At 61.9% G+C, this 16,068-nt stretch carries 20 protein-coding genes; 1 reads left to right on the forward strand and 19 read right to left on the reverse strand.

The genetic code is table 11. From position 1 onward, the window contains the following. Positions 1-15 precede the first annotated feature (15 nt). The 11 genes from H4V96_RS06005 to H4V96_RS06055 form a co-directional block, all read right to left on the reverse strand. A complete protein-coding gene (locus H4V96_RS06005) occupies positions 16-1,074 on the reverse strand; it encodes a tyrosine-type recombinase/integrase (protein WP_280720761.1) in 1,059 nt (352 codons plus the stop codon). Between the two features lie 18 nt (positions 1,075-1,092). After that, positions 1,093-1,344, reverse strand: a complete 252-nt coding sequence (locus H4V96_RS06010) for a DUF4224 domain-containing protein (protein ID WP_046682344.1) — start codon at positions 1,342-1,344, stop codon at positions 1,093-1,095. A 160-nt stretch (positions 1,345-1,504) separates the two neighbouring features. Next, entirely contained in the window at positions 1,505-2,356 is an 852-nt protein-coding gene (locus H4V96_RS06015; protein WP_280720762.1) for a phosphoadenosine phosphosulfate reductase family protein, read from the reverse strand. Then, entirely contained in the window at positions 2,353-2,967 is a 615-nt protein-coding gene (locus H4V96_RS06020; RefSeq protein WP_280720763.1) for a hypothetical protein, read from the reverse strand. Before H4V96_RS06020 ends, H4V96_RS06015 begins: the two co-directional genes overlap by 4 nt. Beyond that, positions 2,964-3,203: a hypothetical protein gene (locus H4V96_RS06025; protein ID WP_280720764.1), complete on the reverse strand. Its 240-nt coding sequence runs from the start codon at positions 3,201-3,203 to the stop codon at positions 2,964-2,966. Before H4V96_RS06025 ends, H4V96_RS06020 begins: the two co-directional genes overlap by 4 nt. Continuing rightward, on the reverse strand, positions 3,197-3,349 hold the full coding sequence (locus H4V96_RS06030; RefSeq protein ID WP_280720765.1) for a hypothetical protein: 153 nt from the start codon (positions 3,347-3,349) through the stop codon (positions 3,197-3,199). The genes H4V96_RS06025 and H4V96_RS06030 overlap by 7 nt, the downstream gene beginning before the upstream one ends. Beyond that, the gene (locus H4V96_RS06035; protein WP_280720766.1) at positions 3,346-5,184 is read right to left on the reverse strand and encodes a replication endonuclease; all 1,839 of its coding nucleotides are present in this window, start codon (positions 5,182-5,184) and stop codon (positions 3,346-3,348) included. Before H4V96_RS06035 ends, H4V96_RS06030 begins: the two co-directional genes overlap by 4 nt. Further along, a complete protein-coding gene (locus H4V96_RS06040) occupies positions 5,174-5,527 on the reverse strand; it encodes a hypothetical protein (RefSeq protein ID WP_034745810.1) in 354 nt (117 codons plus the stop codon). Before H4V96_RS06040 ends, H4V96_RS06035 begins: the two co-directional genes overlap by 11 nt. A 101-nt stretch (positions 5,528-5,628) precedes the next feature. Continuing rightward, a complete protein-coding gene (locus H4V96_RS06045; protein ID WP_280720767.1) occupies positions 5,629-6,030 on the reverse strand; it encodes a hypothetical protein in 402 nt (133 codons plus the stop codon). 120 nt (positions 6,031-6,150) lie between these two features. Continuing rightward, a complete protein-coding gene (locus tag H4V96_RS06050; RefSeq protein ID WP_280720768.1) occupies positions 6,151-6,414 on the reverse strand; it encodes an ogr/Delta-like zinc finger family protein in 264 nt (87 codons plus the stop codon). 230 nt (positions 6,415-6,644) lie between these two features. Then, a complete protein-coding gene (locus tag H4V96_RS06055; RefSeq protein WP_099420234.1) occupies positions 6,645-6,842 on the reverse strand; it encodes a hypothetical protein in 198 nt (65 codons plus the stop codon). Between the two features lie 312 nt (positions 6,843-7,154). Between H4V96_RS06055 and H4V96_RS06060 the strand changes: the two genes are divergently transcribed. Beyond that, positions 7,155-7,601, forward strand: coding sequence for a helix-turn-helix transcriptional regulator (locus tag H4V96_RS06060; RefSeq protein ID WP_280720769.1), 447 nt, complete (start codon positions 7,155-7,157; stop codon positions 7,599-7,601). Positions 7,602-8,378: 777 nt separating this feature from the next. Here the strand turns inward: H4V96_RS06060 and H4V96_RS06065 are convergent. The 8 genes from H4V96_RS06065 to H4V96_RS06100 are packed head-to-tail and all read right to left on the reverse strand — an operon-like array spanning position 8,379 to position 16,068. Further along, complete coding sequence (locus H4V96_RS06065; RefSeq protein WP_280720770.1) at positions 8,379-9,611, reverse strand: phage late control D family protein; 1,233 nt, start codon at positions 9,609-9,611, stop codon at positions 8,379-8,381. Then, positions 9,608-10,216, reverse strand: coding sequence for a phage tail protein (locus H4V96_RS06070; RefSeq protein ID WP_280720771.1), 609 nt, complete (start codon positions 10,214-10,216; stop codon positions 9,608-9,610). Before H4V96_RS06070 ends, H4V96_RS06065 begins: the two co-directional genes overlap by 4 nt. A 15-nt stretch (positions 10,217-10,231) precedes the next feature. After that, positions 10,232-13,315, reverse strand: coding sequence for a phage tail protein (locus H4V96_RS06075; RefSeq protein WP_280720772.1), 3,084 nt, complete (start codon positions 13,313-13,315; stop codon positions 10,232-10,234). Continuing rightward, positions 13,316-13,429 (reverse strand): GpE family phage tail protein, encoded by a 114-nt coding sequence (locus H4V96_RS06080; protein WP_071650277.1) that lies wholly within the window; start codon positions 13,427-13,429, stop codon positions 13,316-13,318. Positions 13,430-13,437: 8 nt separating this feature from the next. After that, the gene (locus H4V96_RS06085) at positions 13,438-13,746 is read right to left on the reverse strand and encodes a phage tail assembly protein (RefSeq protein ID WP_133992904.1); all 309 of its coding nucleotides are present in this window, start codon (positions 13,744-13,746) and stop codon (positions 13,438-13,440) included. A gap of 39 nt (positions 13,747-13,785) precedes the next feature. Further along, a complete protein-coding gene (locus H4V96_RS06090) occupies positions 13,786-14,295 on the reverse strand; it encodes a phage major tail tube protein (RefSeq protein ID WP_096234271.1) in 510 nt (169 codons plus the stop codon). A 56-nt stretch (positions 14,296-14,351) separates the two neighbouring features. Continuing rightward, positions 14,352-15,527: a phage tail sheath protein gene (locus H4V96_RS06095; protein ID WP_280720773.1), complete on the reverse strand. Its 1,176-nt coding sequence runs from the start codon at positions 15,525-15,527 to the stop codon at positions 14,352-14,354. A 31-nt stretch (positions 15,528-15,558) separates the two neighbouring features. Then, on the reverse strand, positions 15,559-16,068 hold the full coding sequence (locus tag H4V96_RS06100; protein ID WP_280720774.1) for a hypothetical protein: 510 nt from the start codon (positions 16,066-16,068) through the stop codon (positions 15,559-15,561).

The following is a 16,068-nucleotide window of genomic DNA, read 5'->3' on the forward strand; positions in this document are numbered from 1 at the left end:
GATGCCGGGCTTTTTTTATCTCGTAGGCCTCACTGCTTGTCCAATGCGCCGATAGACCTTTTCCGTGATGACTTTTTCACTATGCCCTAGCAGGGAGCTGGCGGCGCCCAGGTCGGCAATGTCACTGGCGGAGCGCGCCCGGATATCGCGGAACTGAAAGGCCTTGACACGGCTGGCCAGCTCCTCGTCACCTGCCTTTAGCGCCAGATCGGCAGCAGCTTTCCGGGCGCTATCGAAGCGCAGGCGCAAATGCCACTTCTTTACCTGGCAACCGTTCGGCAGCGCGACGATGAAAGTGGTGCGCGGCCGATGCGGGCGAGCGTGGATGCGCTCGATGACCTTGGCCAGCTCCGACTTGATGCCGTCATGCTCCAGGACGATGCGCAACAGCTTGTTGCTCTTGCCCTGGCGAACCTGCAAGGCGCCGTCCTTCAAGTCGCTGTCGCGCATCTTGAGCACGTCCGCCGGCCGCTGCCCGGTCAGGTAGTTCAAGTCCATGGCGTCCTGCAGCTCTTCGCAGCCTGTATTGCGTACCGCCTCCCACACGGCCTTGTCGGCATAGAAGTCGCGCGGCACTTCCTTGTTCTTGCGCACGCCACGGCAGGGGTTTTCCCGCTTCGTGTAGCCCCATTCCCTGGCCATGTTGAACACGTGCGACAGTAGCGCTATTTCGCGGTTGGCGCGCACCTTGGCGCTGCGTGCGTCGCGGTAGCGGGCGATGTCCTGCGGCGTGATGGCGTCGATGGGCGCGCTGTCGAAGACCGGGCGCAGCTGGCTCAAGGAGCTGGCGTTCTCGCGCTGCGTGCTGGGCGCCTTGCCTGGCAGGATGTCGCGGGCGTACTGCGCGAACACGTATTCCATCAGCGTGGCGTCCGTTGGAACCGGCTTGCATTCGTATTCTGCCCACAGACGCTTGGCCTCGACCAGATCCGTGCCCAGTGGGTATTCCTTCCGGTTCCCGGCGTCGTCCCGGCCGTTGTAGTAGTAGCCGGTCCAGGTTTCGCCCGATTTCAGCTTGCGCACGCGGCGCAGCATGCGCGGCGGCAGTTTGTAGCCAGTGCTCTTAGGTCGCATTGCTTTCTTTCTATTTTATTAACGTACTTTAGACAGGTCCGGCGCCCAGGCCGGCGTGCTCACCAGGCTGGCGGGATTGATGCCGCTCAAGCGCAGCCTGGCGTACAGGCGCCCGATGATGGGCGCGCCCGCGCGGTTCTTGATGAAGGTCCAGCCGTTTTGCTGCAGCCATTTGATTTGATCCACTTTCCGGCAGCAGCCTGAAATGGTTTCCAGCTCTTCCGCAGTCAAGGTTTCGGACTGGATCGAATTGTCAAATAGGTTATTCATTGGATGCTGCTTTCTTTGTGGCCGGGCTGCATGCTTGGCATTTGTTCGTGGCCAAGGCGAACGCTTCGGCCTCCGTGTATTGAGGGACTTCGGCGCCAGGTTTGCGGTGGTCGCGCAGCCGGCAGAATTCTTTGTACTGATCCATTTTTTTATGCCCCCTCTAGTCTGTGCAACCGCAATCGGTCAGCGCATCATCGAACGGGAACAATTCACCGTGATTCATCGCCATGTCATACATCGCCTGGTAACTGGGCCTGTCCTTGCGGAACCAGCCGCCAGCACCCGATCCGGCCGTTTGGGCGTTCTTTTCCTGCTGTATCCACCACAGCGCCCGGCTGGGCTTTTCGCGGATCAGGGATAGCACCTGGTTGCCGCCTTTCAGGAAGCACAGATCGCAGTTACCGTGCATCGTCTTGCCGCTCATGTTCGGCAAGCCCAGGTCAAAATCTTGTCCCACCCAAAATGCGCTGACATCGGCCACGGTCAGGCCAGCCGCCGCCAGGGGCGCTTCTTTCACTTCGTGCTTGCCGTAGTCCTGATTTGCCAGCCGCGCCACGCGCAAGGGCTCGTCGGCACGCATGCCGATAAACGTGGTCCACTCGACCAGGCCTATCGACTTCAAATAGCGCTGCATCGGCCGCACCTTGAGTTCCGCCGTGCAGAAGCGTGCGACAGGGTTCGGCAGGAATTTCTTTTCGTCGTGCAGATCGGCGAACGGCTCGCCGCGGCGGCTGGCCGTTGCAAAGTCCACGATGGCAAATTCCTTGCCGCGCACTTCATTGCGAGGACGGTTTTCTATCCAGACGATGGGAACGCCCCAGCGCTCGCCGCAGTCGCGCACGAATTCAAGAGTCGCTTCCTCTTCCTTGCCGGTGTTGGCGAAGCACACCACGACGTCAGCCGGCAGCGTGCCGCCGTAGGCCTGAATCGTCATCCACAGCATCATGCCGCTGGTACGGCCGCCGCTGAACGAAATGACGCCCGGGCCGTCGAACAGGAATGGGCTGTTCATGCTGGCACCGCGCATTGTTGAGCCAGGGCTACCAGCCAATGCGCCAGCTCGGCGGGCGTGTGTTCACGTTCTGCCTTGCCGCATTCCGGCCGCCAGCCTGGATCGCCTTTCCGGCGCCGCTCGCCGGCGCGGTTGCGGCCGGACGGGGCGATCACATGCGAGGCGTCGCCCAGGACGATGGGCATGGCCGGTATTTGAGCCGGCGCACAGCCGACGATGTACAGCAAGGTGGCCTTTTCGGCGCGGTGGCCAAAGGAGCTTTGAAAAATGGGCAGTGTCCAGCCGCCGAATTTGTCCCGCTCGCCGATCGCTGGCAAGCCGCAGTGTGGCCAGAGGGTCGAGCGCTTCGGGTGCTCAAGCACGCCGCCGAACTTGCACACCTGGGCGACGGCCCACACCGCCAGTTCCTTTTCGTCCGGGCGCGGCTTGGCCAGGTGGCGCAGCGTGCCCCAGGAGCGGCATGGCGGATGCGCTACCACCGGCACGCCACCCGGCCAGGCGCGGGCGTCGCGTTCCGCATCCCAGGCGTCAACCGCCGGCATGGTCTTGTAGATCGAATTGGCGCGCACGAACAGGGCCGCCACGGCAGGCATTGGGCGCTCCGCTGTCATGGCTGGCATCCCAGGGCTGCAGGTGCGCGCTTGACCGCTTCGATGGCGCCCAGCGGCACGGCCCGGAACATGCCCGGCCACTGGTGGTCCAGCTCCACCCACGCATGCAGTTCGCCATTGCCCACGTCGCGGCGCAGGTCGTTGACGGTGCCGGCCTGGTAGCCTTCATCGGTATCGAATGTCACGCGGTCGCCCAGGGCGATTTGCCGCGGCGAATTGGTCGAAGTGTTCAGCATTGCGGTGCTCCTTTCAGTTTGGCGGTAACGCCGCACACGCCGAAGCGGTCGATGGCGGCCTGGATCACGTCACCGCTGGAAGCGGCAAGCGCGGAATATTCAAAGCGTTCGGTTTGCGTGCGAACGATCACGGCATAGGTGCTCATGTGCCATTTCCTTCATGGGGTGGGTTGTCGGGGACGATCAGCCGGGGATATGGGCAGGCGTTGACGGCCGCCCAGGCAGCAATCAGCGCTGTTTTTGCCTCGTCAGGCAGGTTTGGTGCGGGCGCCGCCGGCGGCGTTGCCGGGGCAGGGCGGTCGGGGTGCGTACAGTTATTTACACGAGTCCGAGGAACGGCAACCCCAACAGCCACCCCGCGCCCGCCTGTGGCCTGTACCGGCGTCCACGTATGGCGCACGGACTTGAAGACCACGCCAATCAGATCGCTGCAGCGCACGCCGTAGGGCGTGATGCGCTGGGTTTCGCCGTAGCGGCCGATGACGGTCTTTTCGTCCTTGGCCAGGGTGACGACCAGTTCCTTGCGCGGCACCAGGGCGCCGCCCTGGGCGCGCAGGTATTCGGCCCAGCAGGCGCGCTTTTCGCCGTCAATCTTTTGCACGGCATTCCAGGCGCGGCGCATGGCGGCCGGCGCTTCGTTGAGCATGCTTTTCTCGATGCGGCGTAGTTCGCGCCACACGGTGACGGGCGCGCCGCCCCATTGCTGGAATTGGCGGATGCCCCAGCACGCGGCCCAGGACTCGACGCGCGCCGATGGCGTCAGTTCGACATCGCCTTCGGTGTCGGCCTTGACGACATAGCCTTCCTTTGTTTTGTGGTCGGCCACGCCGTCGATGTTCTTGGCCACGTACTTGGCGATGTAGCCGGCGGCGCTGCCCTTGGCCCAGTCGATGCGTTTCACGTCGAGGCGGCGCGCGAAGGCGCCCGGTTCGCCACGGTCCACGCGCCAGGCGTAGCGCTTCATGATGCGGATGGCGCGGCCCGCCACGTCCTGCAGGTGGACCGTCTTGTATTTCGCGGTCGGGCGCACGAACAGCAGCAGATGCCAATGTGGGCAGCCGTCGTGGTGCGGCTCGGCGATGCGAAAGCCGTACAGGCCGATGCCTCGGCGCGCCAGTGCGGAGCGGCACAGCGAGGTCATCTTGCCCAAGTAGGCGTTGGCTTCGCGCGGCGTTGAGCCGTCGAACTTGTCGTTTGGTTTGCCGCTGTGCTGCATGGCGTGGAAGCGTGATGGGCACGTCCAGGTGATGAAGATTCCCTGGTCGCCGCACTCGCGGGCGATCTGCTCAAAGCCGTTGATGCGCAACATTAGCTCGCCGCGCCGGATGGCCTTGTTGGCCGTCGTTTTTTCGGCCAGTTCGGCGATGCTGAATTGCTGGCCGTTTTCGTTCTGCACCAGGGTGGCGGCCAGCGCTGCCGCGTTGCGCCGGTTCTGCGCCAGGCGCGATAGCACGGCATCGTTGCTGGCGTAGGGTTCGCCGCGATAGTTCACGTAGCCCAGGCGGATATTGCCAGCTTCAAAGGCGCGCTTGACCCGCTTGCGCAACTGGCGGCGCCACCAGCGGGCGTCCACCAGGCGGGCAATGGTGTCGGTCAGCGCATCGAATTCGGGCAGCTCGATGCCATACGAGGCGCATTCGTCTTCCATGATCTGCAGGGCGTGCGTGTCGGACACGGCCATCCACAGCATTTTGGTCACGCCGGCTGCAGCGCGTTCGGCAGTGGCCACGATGTCGGCATCGCTCTGCGACAGGTCGACGCCGGCCGGCACGTACTGTTCGGCAAACTCGCGCACAAAGCTGGTGGCGATGGATTCATAGACTTTGTACCAGGACGACCAGACCATCTTAGCCATGGCGGCCGTGATGACGCGGTTGCGCCATTTGTAGGGGATGCGGGCCAGCTCGGGCGCGAACTGGGCGGATCGCAAGAAGGCTTCGTGGCGTTGCGGGGCAGGCAGCAGGATTTGTTTAGATTGCATTCAACAGTCTTTCGTACACACGGATAGCGGCAGAGGTGGCGGCGCGCAGTTCGATGCGCTCTTCCTCGGTAAATGAATGGATGGGCGATTCCCAGCGGTCTGCGTCCATGCCGGCGGCAATCAGCACGGAGCGGCGCGCGCCACGCGGCGACAAACCCCACGCCTGGGCCATGAAGGGCGCCAAGTTGCGCGGCTTGATGCTGCGTAGCTGGGCCTTGGCTTCGGCGATGGCGGCCAGCGCATGCCCGGCACCTGGTGGCGTCGGCATGTCCTTGTCGCGCGCGGCTAGAATCTCGGCGGCAGGCTGGAAGGACAGGTGATTGTCGATAAGGGACGCCGGCATGGCTCAGTCCTTGATGAAGCCAATGGCCCGCAGCACGCCGGGGGCGATGACGATCAGGAGCGACAGCAGCCAGATGCCGCAGGTTTTGGCCAGGCGCAGCATCAGCGTGCTCCTGCCTTGAAAAAATGTTCTGCCCAGTACGGGAGCGTGTGCGATGCGCCGCAGCAGTGGCGGGAACCCGCTTCGTTGGCGAAAATGTAGTTCACCTCAATGGGTAGCTTACCGACCAGGGCGCGCTGCTTGGCTGGTGCAAAAAAACCGTCACGTTCCAGTGCCCGCGCATCGCTGACGATGAAGGTCAGATTGGCAGCGCCGTAGGCGTGATAGGTCTTGGCAATCTCATGGATGTGGGTGGTCAGCGCTGCAATGCCGATGCCAGCGCCGGCTTGCAGCAGAAAACACGTTGGCGCCACAGGGACAATACAATTTTGCAAGGTCGGGCGGATCGTGCTTGATGCCATGGATTGGTCGGCATGACTGGTGGCGTGCAGCGTGTTTTCCATCGGTTTTCCTTATTTCAGGTTGAACGAATCCCGCACGCTCAAAAGGGAGCGCTGCAGGGCACAGCAAAAGAGGGGAGTTACAGCGGCCGGGCTACGGCGGCGCGAGGATAGGGATAGCCATCAGCATCCTGCCGTCAGGTCCAGGGCCAGTTGGCTGGTGGCCGCCGTGCGGGCATGCTGGGACAGCGGGATGCGGATATCAGGCTTCGGCATGGCGGACAGCGAGAGGGTGCGCAGTACTTCAAGGCCTGCCACGAAGGAGTGCCCGCATTCGGGGTTCTGGCACATGTAGGTGATTTCCTTGAACATGGCGGACATCGTGCGGCTTTTGACGGCGCGGACGGTGTATTCGCAATGCGGGCAGGGCAGGCCGATGACTCTCATTTGTTCTTTCTTTTCACTTGATACAGGGCACGGCCTCGGCCGCTCATCTTGCGAATCCCGATTCGTACGTTATCCTTAATCAACCACTCGATAGCCTGGTCGATGGTGTCCAAGCCCTGCTGTATTCGGACACGTTCAAACGTGTCTTGGTCTTCATCGCATGTTTCTACAGGTACGGAACGGTCGGGCATATTTTCGGCTGCTCAAAAGTTGCTGATTGGTGACTTCATTTAGGCAGCAATGCTGGGTAAGGTGGCACTGTTGTCGTCGCCAAGTACTATTGCCGCCTGGCGAAGCGCGAGCTGCCGCAGAAACGGCGCCAGTTCCTCGCCCTGATAATTGGCGATGGCCGCCAGGACGTCATACTCATATTCGTCAAGGCGCACCATGACACGGTTGTTACGGACGCGTTTTGGATCGGGATACATGGGCCTGCTCCTGTGCTGTTAGGCGTGATGGACAAGGGAGAATTGTTCGAGTTCGGCCTCGTAAGACTGAAGGCCACGTAGCAGCATCAAGCGCATAAATGAGGCCCGAGAGCGGGAGTCGAGTTGGGCAAATTTTTCCACGCGCTCGATCTCAGGAGGGAGCAAGCGAATCGGGATTGGCTGCGAAAGTGGGTTCTTCGGCTGGCGCGTGACTGGAGCGGTAGATGTCATAGGATATGATTTGTATACGTCACATGGTAATGACGTCACTTTAGTACAAAAAATTGTACTTTGCAACTAAAAGATAGACATATGGATACATTAGGGCAGCGCTTAAAAAGCGAACGGAAGCGACTAGGCATGACTCAACCGGAATTCGCACTGGTTGGGAAGGTCGAGAAGGGCACACAAATTAATTACGAACAAGATAAGAGATTTCCTAGTGCGGATTATCTAATTGCTATCGCATCAGTGGGCGTCGATACGCAATATGTGTTACATGGCACGGCCGCAAGCGCTACGTTGACCGACGACGAAAATGAGCTGTTGGTCGGATATCGTAAGCTGGATCTGCGAGGAAAAGCACGGGTACTTGGCGTTGTTGAGGGGATTACGGAGCCGGCTGCCTCCCCGTCACCAAGAGGAATCGAACGCAACACGCAAATGGTTTTTCATGGCAAAGTAGGCCAGCAAATTCACGGAGATATTACGGCTCCGCAAACGATCAACATGGGTCGCAAAAAAAAATCACCGACGTAACTCGTGGCGAAAGGGTAGGTTCTCTTTGTCAAGGAGCGCAGGGAAGTGGAAAGTTGCCGCTCTAGCCCCATTGCTTTTTGCTTGCTGCTGGCCACAGTATAAATGTGAAATGAAGACTTCCACGGCTACAAGGTTTGTCAAGAATTCATGTTATTACGATGGGAAGCCGTATTCACTTGGTATCGTCATCGAGACGGTGCACGGGGTCAAATGTGAGTGCGCTTCCACTTCCTCAGATGGTTTGCCAATTTGGGTGCGCGGTAGCTTGGGTTAGCAACTTTGGCCCGGCTGGTCGCCTTTTGGCCAGAGGCGGCCATTCACGAGAACGTGACAATGTGTGAGTTTTCCCACTTGGCAACTTGTTATGATCTTGGACCGCTGTCGGCCAGAAGCGGCCCTTGAGCGTTACTTAACTATGGGAGTACGAAATGTCAACGGAAAAGAATTGGCCTGCGAGCCGTACGCGTGCTACCGCCTTGGCACTGGTGTTACTCGGTAGCTCCTTTGCGATATTGGTGGTGCCGCCGATTTTGCACATTTGGGCCCGCGTTCTCGGTGTAAGCGATGAGTCTGCAATGGGCGCTATTTCTGTAGTGTATTTGCTGTTGGCGACGATTGTTTTCCTAAAACTACGGCGCACGAGGAAGCACTGATCCTACCGTGACTCAGTATCGTTTGCGTCGATGCAGTTACAGTAGGCCGCTTTGGGGCGAAAGCAGCCGTTGATCTGGGGTAAATGCACCACATTCATGTTGTTACTCATCCCGCCACAGGCGTTCAAGGCTCCTCGCTGTTCTCCCTGATGATGTCGCGCACTTCTTCGATATGCTTCCAAGCATGCAGCGCCGCCCGCTTGGCGGCCTGCTTGCTTTTGTAAACATGCTCCAGCGTCTTGAGCGTGCCCTTGGCACCAGCCTGCTCCTGTCCCGCTTTTTTCTTCTTCCTCGCCACGTCCTTCCACTTGGCCACCACGCCCGTGATGCCTTCGTCCGGGTCTTTCTCGTCCTCGCGCTCCGCCTCGACCGCTTCCGTCTTCGTTTCAAACTCCACGCGCGTGGTAAAGCCGTTGCCGCCCAGGCTGTGCGTGACCTTGACCGATAGCCATTCGTTGGCGTCGATCTCGGGCTTGAAGCCTGTCACAGTCACGGGCGATTGCGGGAACACGGCCGGGTTGCCCAAAGCCAGGCTCATTTCAAAGGTGGCCAGGCCGCGCAGGATGCGCTGCCATTCGGCGACGGCCGCCGCGCGCGCATCGGCCTCGCTGGCAAAGGTGGTGCGCAGGCGCTTGCTGTTGCCGGGCACGCCGGCCACGACGCTGCGGCGGCGCGCGTAGCGCTCGTCATGCCAGAAGGCGCGCACGCCCGTATAGGCGTCGCTCTCGGCGCTGTGGTAGCGGTGGCCGTCGCCCAGGGCGCGCGTGATGGTGATGACGGGCAGCGCCTTGCCGCTGGCCGTGCGGCTCTGGTTGATGGGGATGAATAGCAAAGTGTCATTCTTGACGGTGGCCACCGCGTCGTATTTCCTGCCCAGCCGGCGCAGGAAGGCCGCATCGCTTTCGTGGGTCTGGTCGATGTGCTCGACGGCGGTATCGCGCAGGCGCGCTGACACGCCCGACGCCAGCTCGTTGCGAAAGGCGATGGCCTCGATGATGGCGCCCAGGGTGGTCTTGTGGAAGCTGTGTTCCTGCTGCTGTTTGAAGGTGTCGATCAGGTTGGCCGACCTGGCGCGCAGGGTGATGGTGTCGGGCGCGCCGCTGTGCTCCACCTCGTCGACGGTGAACTTGCCCATGTCCACCAGGCCGGACGCTTGCCAGCCAAGCGCCAGGGCAATCTGCGCGCCGCGCGGCGGCAGTGCCAGCTTGCCGTCGCTGTCGTCCAGGGAAATGTCAAGCTGGTCGCTCTCGTCGCCACGGCACAGGGTCAAGGTCAAATTGATTAACCGCGGTGAAACGATGGCCGTCAAATCCTTGTCCTCGATGCTGACTTTGAAGGTGGGAATGTGCTCGCTCATTTGAACTTGTCCGCCGCGCTGCCGATGGCGCCGCTGATGCCGGCGCCGATCTTGTCTTTCATCTCGCTGACGACGCCGCCATATTTCGACGTGATGCCGCCGACCACGTTGCCTACCACGCTGCCCACGGCGCTCTTCGCCGCGCCGGCCACGCTGCTGGTGATGCCGTCGATGCATAGCATGTTTTTCAGGTCCCCGATGTCGCCCAGGCCGACCATGGCCAGCACGCCGTCGTCGTCGCGTTTCAGGGTAATCGAAAATTCCACGCGCCGGGCGCCGCCGCTGCCGTCCAGGATGGTGCGGCCCTCCGTCATGCTGGTGATGCGGTAAGAGCCAAGGATACGGCCGGTGCCCTGGATCAAAATCCACGATTTACCCGTGTCGGCCATCATGCGCAGCGCATCGAGCGAATACAGGGAGCCGGTCAGTTCCGGCGCCACCCAGCCGGACAGGGTAATCGTGTCGTCACCTGGCCCCACGTACTGGTGCGCGTCGCGCAGGCCCACGCGGGCCGTGCTGGCGTGCTTCCATTCCGTTTGCCGCTGCAGCTCGTGATAGGCGAGGGTGGGCAGGCTGAACACGAACATGCCTAAAATCATCATCATGGTGGTGCTTCTTTCTTAATCGTGGTCGCGCAGGGAAGAGCGGATGCGTGCCGCCTTTTCGCGGTCGCGCTGATCGAGCGCCACGCTCACGGCGCGCGCGATGGCTTGCGGATCGGTGCCGGCCTGTACGTGGAAGGTGATTTCGATCTTGTCGCCTTGGATGGTCATGCCGGCGCCGAACCCGCCCACGGGCAGCGGCGCACGCGTATCAAAGGCGCTGGCCGGTAGCGCCGTGGCCGTGCCGATGGCGATGCCGGCGCCCAGTTGCGTCAGGCGCTGCGCCAGGCCCGATACCTTGGCAATCGGCGCACTCTCGCTGCGGTCCAGGCCCACGGCCAGGCCCTGCATGGTGTAGTCGCCCAGTTCGGCAAACACGCGGCTCGGGCTGTGGATGCCCAGCTTTTCCTTGAACCAGGCAATGGTGCTGCTACCGGCGTTGCTGATGGCGTCCTTGACGGCGCCCATGGAACCCGTGATGCCGTTGACCAGGCCGCGCAGGATGTTGGCGCCGAACGCGGTGAACTTCGCAGGCAGCTCGATGCCGAACCAGCCGAGCACGCCCGCGAACGCCTGGTAAAACACGCCCAGCGGTGACCAGTTGATGACCAGGGCCGTGATGCTGCCCATGCCGCCGGCGCAGACGGTGCGCAGGCGCGCCCAGATGTCGGCAAAGAAGGCGGCGATAGGTTGCCACGATGCGGTGATGCGCTGCAGTATGGTGGCGCCGAAGTCGGTGAACTTCGCCGGCAGCGTGATGCCGAACCAGCCCAGCACGCCCGCGAAGGCGCGATAGTACAACCCCAGCGGCGACCAGTTGAGGATGAGGGCGCTGACGCCGCCAATGCCGCCGGCAAAGGCGGTCTTGATCTCCGACCAGATGCCAGTAAAGAAGCCGGCCAGCGGCGCCAGGCCTGTGGCGATGCGCTCCCGGATGCCGGCGGCGAAGTCGGTGAACTTGGCCGGCAGCGCAATACCGAACCAGCCCAGCACACCCGCGAAGGCGCGGTAGAACAGGCCCAGTGGCGACCAGTTGGCGATCAGGATATTGATGCCGACGAAGCCGCCGGCAAACGCCGCCTTGACGTCCGACCACAGGCCGACGAAGAAAGCCTTGATCGGCTCCCAGTTTTTATAGATCAGATAGGCGGCGCCGGCAATCAAGGTCACGGCAATGCCAATCGGGTTCATGAAGAAGGCGCGGCCCAGCCACAGCACGGCGCGGCCCACCCACATGAAGGCGCCGCCCAGGCCGCGCAAGATGGGAGTGAGCACGCCGCCCGTCACGCCCATCTTGGCGAACATGACGTGCAGCATGGCATACGGGCCGATCATGGCGGCAATGCCCAGCATCAGCGGGCCGAGCACCAGCAGGATGCCGGCAAGGACTGAAAAGCCGACGATCATGACCTTGGCCACGGTGGGGTTGCGCTCCATGAAGCCATTCAGGCGCGTCATGGCGGCAATCGCCATTTTCAGCCCCTGCGTGTACATAGGCAGGATTTTTTCACCCATGACCAGTTTCAGGTCGGAAACCTTGGCCAGCGCTTCCCGCTCCGCGCCGGCGCCCAAGCCACGTGCGCGCACGTGCAGGCTGTCCATGCCTTCCGAGTTTTGGTTCAGGCGTTCGCTTTTGCGAATCTGCAAGCGCTGGTCGACCATGCGCATCAGGAAGGCAGCGCCGTTGCTGTTGGAAACCAGGGCGCCGATCTTGCTGTTGATCTCGTCCTTGTCGGTGATGCCCTTGGCCGCCAGCTTGGGCAGGAACACTTTCTCGATCCAGTCGAGCGGGCTTTTTTGGAACAGTTCGCCTTCCAGCAGGGCGCCGGCCTGGATGTATTTGATTTGCCCCACCTTGTCATACTTGATGTGCTTGCCGCTCAACAGGCCCAGGCTTTGCATTTCCCTGGCCGCGCGCTGCGTGCCCTTGCCCTGGTAGATGTTGTTGTACAACGACCGCCAGCCCACGCCTGCGGTCGAGCCGCCCAGTTCCTGCAGCATGGGTTCCATTTGGTTGAAGAAGGCATTGTCGTTCAGGCCTTTACCGGCGACTCCGCTGCGGATGGTAAATTGCCGCCAGTCTTCGCCGCCGACCCGGCCGCCCGTGGCAGCAATTACCTTTTGTATCCGGTCAGCATCGCTCTTGAAGGCTTCGACGGAACCGGCGTTGCCGCGCAGCTCGATGACCTTTTGCATGGCGAACAGTTGCGCATTGCGCTCGCCGGCCGATTCCGGGTACAGCGTATCGTTGATGAATTTCATCTTCGACATAGTCGGCAGGGCCATTTCAGCGTGGTGGCCATCGGCGAAGATCGAGATGGAATCGCGGATCATTTCCGTCTTTTCCAGCTGGCTGACGCCATACGTCTTGAGTTCCTTCGCAAAAGCAATCGCGTGCTCTTTTTCCTTGGCCGTGCGCGTGCCCAGCGCGCGGATACGCGCCGTTTCGATTTCGTAGTGTTTCGCTTCGTGCAAGCCCTTGACGACAGGCGCGGCGACCACGGCGCCAGTGGCGGTCGCGCCGGCGCCCGCCATGGCAATACTGCCCGCCTTACTGCGCAGCTTGTCGGCGTGCTGGGTGGCGTTGGTGACGCGCTGCTGCTTGGCCGCTGATGCGGCCAGGCGCTTTTGTTGCGAGGCCAGTTCAACGTTCGTCAACTGGATACTGTTTTTAAGCCACTCCTGGGCCTTGCCCAGTTGGCGCGTGTCAATGCCGGCGTCCTTGAGACTGGTGCGCAGGACGCGGAATTGCTGGCTCTGCTCTCGGCCTTTCAGCGTCAAGTCCTGCGTGACCTTGGTCGCAGCCTTCAATTCACGCGTCATGGCGCGCGTGGGTGCCTCGGTCTGCTTCATTTTCGCAGCAAGGTCATTGAGTTTGTCTTGCGCTTCCTTGAGCTTGGTTCGCGTCGCATTGATACCGCTATGCAGTTCGCGGAATTTGCTGATGTTCTTTTGCTGGGCGTTCAGCTCACGCAAGCGGTCGCTGGTGGCCTTCAATGCTTTGGCCGTGTCGCTGGAACCGCCCATGATCTTTTTCAGCGGGCCGGTGATTTTATCCAGCGCTGCAAACACTACCTGTAACCTCAAATCCCGGCCTGCCATTTATTCTGCTCCGCTTCGCTGCCGGGCGCGTTCGCGCCAGGCCATCAGTTCATCAATCGTAAAATCGTCCATCGCTGCCGGCGTCCAGTGGAAGACGCCGGCAATGTCGGCCATGGCGTCTTCTACTTCGCTGGGGATACCGAAAGGCGATCGGCTTTGCTCGCCAAAAAACCGGCAACCTCGGCGCCCACGGCCAGCAGGTCGGCCGGGTCCATGTTGGCGATGTCGTGCGCCGTCAAGGTCGGCTCGGTGATGCGCGGCAGCACGATCTGCAGGGCCGACACGTTCAGGTTGGCCAGTTCGATCAGGGAAATGCCGCGCAGGGCGCCCGCCTTGGGTTTGCGCACGGTCAGCGAGGTGATGAGGCTGTCGCCGCGCTTGATCGGTTCGTCCAGTTCGATGACGGCGCTGTTTTGGGTATCGTTGTTCATGGTGTTGTCCTTGTGGTGTGGTGGTAAGTAAACGGGGGATTACATGCCGATGGCGCGGCGCACGGCGTCGTTGCGGCTGACGCCGCCCATGATTTCCGTGCCGCTCATGAAGTCCAGCTCGATGATGGTGGCGCCGTCGATCATCAGCTTGTAATAGCTGCAAGGCATGGTGTATTTGTGGGTGGTGTCGTCGCCCATCTTGGCCGTGCCCATATCGACTTCCTTGTAACGGCCGCGCACGACGACCTCGACGGCGGCCACCGTGCCGTCATCGTCTTCCTGGTAGGCGCCGGCAAAGCGCAGTTGCACGGCGCCGTGCGAACTGGCCCCGTAGTGCTGCAGGGCGCTGGCGATCAGGCCACCGGCACTCCATTCCAGCTGGATGGCTTCGTTGCCGAAGTCCACCGACACGGGGCCGCTCATGCCGCCGGCGCGGTACTCTTCCATCTTGCGGCTGAGTTTGGGCAAGGTCACTTCGGGCACTTGCCCCATGTACGAAGTACCGTCTTGAAACAAAATAAAGTCTTTCAGCTTGCGGGGCAGGCCCATGGTGTTCTCCAATTTTCAGTTGCGCCCGCGCGCGGCGGGCAGAGTGGTGTTGGCGATTACGCGGCGATGCGTGCGGCGAAGTCGGCCAGGTAGCGGTCGGTAATGCGCTGCTGGAAACGCAGGTTTTCCAGCGGTGGCACGGGCGTGTAGTCGTAGTCGATGGCCAGCTTGCCGTCTTTCAGTCCGTTCTTGTCGTTGTACTGCTCGTCATACCAGGCATGGCCGTCAATGATGTAGCCCTGCCGTTTCAAATCGCGGAACTTGGCATTGATGCTTTCCAGCAGATCCCGGACCAGCGACGGATGCAAGGGCACATCGACATAGGCGAAATGCGCTTCGGCAATGGTGTCGGCCAGCACCTGGGCCGTGCGCGTGTAGCTCTCAAAGTAGAAGAAGCCGCCCGGCGCCTCGCAGGTGCGCGAACCCCAAAAGCGGTAGCCGCCCATGTTGATCAGGGTGGTGACTTCCTTTGCGTTGAGCATGCCGGCATCGGTGGCCGGGTCTTGCAGGTCGAAAAACACATCCTTGCTGATGCCGGTGGGGCCATTCACGACCACGTTGGAGAGCGTTTTGTGCCAGCCCGTTTCCTCGTCGATCTTGGCGCGCAGGCCCATGGCGTAGGTGACGGCCGACATGCTGGCCTCGGCGTCCGTGGCGGTATCCCAGTTCACAAAATCCGGCCAGATGACCATGACCTCGCGCTGGCCGAACTGGCCGCGATAGGTGGTGGCCGCCGTGACGGTGGCGCAGCCATAGGCGGACGCATACACGAAGCCGCGCAGGCGCTGCGCCACGCTGGCCAAGGCGTTGGTCACGGCCTGGGTGTCCAGGCCCGGCGCGCCCAGGATGCGCGGTTTCACGCCAAGCTTGCTTTGCGCGGCCAGCAGCGCCTTGGCGCCCAGGTACTTGCCATCGGGCGACACGCCACCCACGGCGTTGCTGGTGGTTTCCGCTTCCGTCTCGCCTTCGGCCACGCGCACCACGACGGTCAGGGGTTTGGTTTGCGCGGCGATGGCCGCCAGGCTGCGGTACAAGGTGCCCGTCTTGCCGGCCTTGCCCATGGCGGCCAGCACGTTGGTGACGAGCACGGGCGTGTCCAGTGGAAAAGCGATAGGGTCGGCGTCGTCGGCCGTGGCGATCAGGCCCAGCACGGCCGTGGACACGGTGCGGATGGGGCGCGAGCCCTCGTTGATTTCAATGACGCGCACGCCATGGTGGTAGTCGGTGGCCATGTGGCTCTCCTGGTGAGTGGTGAATGTGACGTTACTGGGGTGCTGCCGTGCCGGCGGTATCATCGAAGGCGCGCCGCGCCTCGCCGGACAGGGTGGCGGCAATGCGCGCGTATTCGGCGTTGACGGCCGCTTGCAGCGCCTCGATGTCCTGCGCGGCGGCAACCGTCTGGCAGGTGGTGATGTCGAGCAGCCAGGTGCGTGCCGCCGCGATGGCTTGCACAGTGTCGGCGTCGCCGTCGGCCATGGCGGCAAAGCCGATGCCGGCCAGGCGGTTCAGGATGGCGTCGCGCGTCTGGCGCACGGCGGTCAGAACCGGGGCGGTCAGCACGGCGAACGTCGGCGCCGGGGCGGCGGTGATTTTCCATTTCCCGCCAGCGGTCAGGCGGATGGATGCGCACGCGGCGATGGCCTCGCGCAAGATCGCTTCGCCCTCGATCGAAACTTCCCGCGCATCGTCTGGCCAGGTGCCGGCGGCGTCATAATCGTCGCGCATCGCAGACGGATAAAAGCCCAAGGTGGTTTTTGAAAAAAAGGTCGTCAT

The organism is Janthinobacterium sp. CG_23.4, from assembly GCF_029892305.1.
GTDB lineage: Bacteria > Pseudomonadota > Gammaproteobacteria > Burkholderiales > Burkholderiaceae_D > Janthinobacterium > Janthinobacterium lividum_D.

What these genes read in the sequence shown, in the direction of transcription:
- H4V96_RS06040 (WP_034745810.1), bottom strand. Translation starts at nt 5,527, where the DNA reads ATGCCGGCGTCCCTTATCGACAATCACCTGTCCTTCCAGCCTGCCGCC.
- H4V96_RS06080 (WP_071650277.1), bottom strand. Translation starts at nt 13,429, where the DNA reads ATGGCCGACATTGCCGGCGTCTTCCACTGGACGCCGGCAGCGATGGAC.
- H4V96_RS06020 (WP_280720763.1), bottom strand. Translation starts at nt 2,967, where the DNA reads ATGACAGCGGAGCGCCCAATGCCTGCCGTGGCGGCCCTGTTCGTGCGC.
- H4V96_RS06015 (WP_280720762.1), bottom strand. Translation starts at nt 2,356, where the DNA reads ATGAACAGCCCATTCCTGTTCGACGGCCCGGGCGTCATTTCGTTCAGC.
- H4V96_RS06045 (WP_280720767.1), bottom strand. Translation starts at nt 6,030, where the DNA reads ATGGAAAACACGCTGCACGCCACCAGTCATGCCGACCAATCCATGGCA.
- H4V96_RS06070 (WP_280720771.1), bottom strand. Translation starts at nt 10,216, where the DNA reads ATGATGATGATTTTAGGCATGTTCGTGTTCAGCCTGCCCACCCTCGCC.
- H4V96_RS06060 (WP_280720769.1), top strand. Translation starts at nt 7,155, where the DNA reads ATGGATACATTAGGGCAGCGCTTAAAAAGCGAACGGAAGCGACTAGGC.
- H4V96_RS06075 (WP_280720772.1), bottom strand. Translation starts at nt 13,315, where the DNA reads ATGGCAGGCCGGGATTTGAGGTTACAGGTAGTGTTTGCAGCGCTGGAT.
- H4V96_RS06035 (WP_280720766.1), bottom strand. Translation starts at nt 5,184, where the DNA reads ATGCAATCTAAACAAATCCTGCTGCCTGCCCCGCAACGCCACGAAGCC.
- H4V96_RS06095 (WP_280720773.1), bottom strand. Translation starts at nt 15,527, where the DNA reads ATGGCCACCGACTACCACCATGGCGTGCGCGTCATTGAAATCAACGAG.
- H4V96_RS06100 (WP_280720774.1), bottom strand. Translation starts at nt 16,068, where the DNA reads ATGACGACCTTTTTTTCAAAAACCACCTTGGGCTTTTATCCGTCTGCG.
- H4V96_RS06005 (WP_280720761.1), bottom strand. Translation starts at nt 1,074, where the DNA reads ATGCGACCTAAGAGCACTGGCTACAAACTGCCGCCGCGCATGCTGCGC.
- H4V96_RS06010 (WP_046682344.1), bottom strand. Translation starts at nt 1,344, where the DNA reads ATGAATAACCTATTTGACAATTCGATCCAGTCCGAAACCTTGACTGCG.
- H4V96_RS06090 (WP_096234271.1), bottom strand. Translation starts at nt 14,295, where the DNA reads ATGGGCCTGCCCCGCAAGCTGAAAGACTTTATTTTGTTTCAAGACGGT.
- H4V96_RS06065 (WP_280720770.1), bottom strand. Translation starts at nt 9,611, where the DNA reads ATGAGCGAGCACATTCCCACCTTCAAAGTCAGCATCGAGGACAAGGAT.
- H4V96_RS06030 (WP_280720765.1), bottom strand. Translation starts at nt 3,349, where the DNA reads ATGAGCACCTATGCCGTGATCGTTCGCACGCAAACCGAACGCTTTGAA.
- H4V96_RS06055 (WP_099420234.1), bottom strand. Translation starts at nt 6,842, where the DNA reads ATGTATCCCGATCCAAAACGCGTCCGTAACAACCGTGTCATGGTGCGC.
- H4V96_RS06025 (WP_280720764.1), bottom strand. Translation starts at nt 3,203, where the DNA reads ATGCTGAACACTTCGACCAATTCGCCGCGGCAAATCGCCCTGGGCGAC.
- H4V96_RS06050 (WP_280720768.1), bottom strand. Translation starts at nt 6,414, where the DNA reads ATGAGAGTCATCGGCCTGCCCTGCCCGCATTGCGAATACACCGTCCGC.
- H4V96_RS06085 (WP_133992904.1), bottom strand. Translation starts at nt 13,746, where the DNA reads ATGAACAACGATACCCAAAACAGCGCCGTCATCGAACTGGACGAACCG.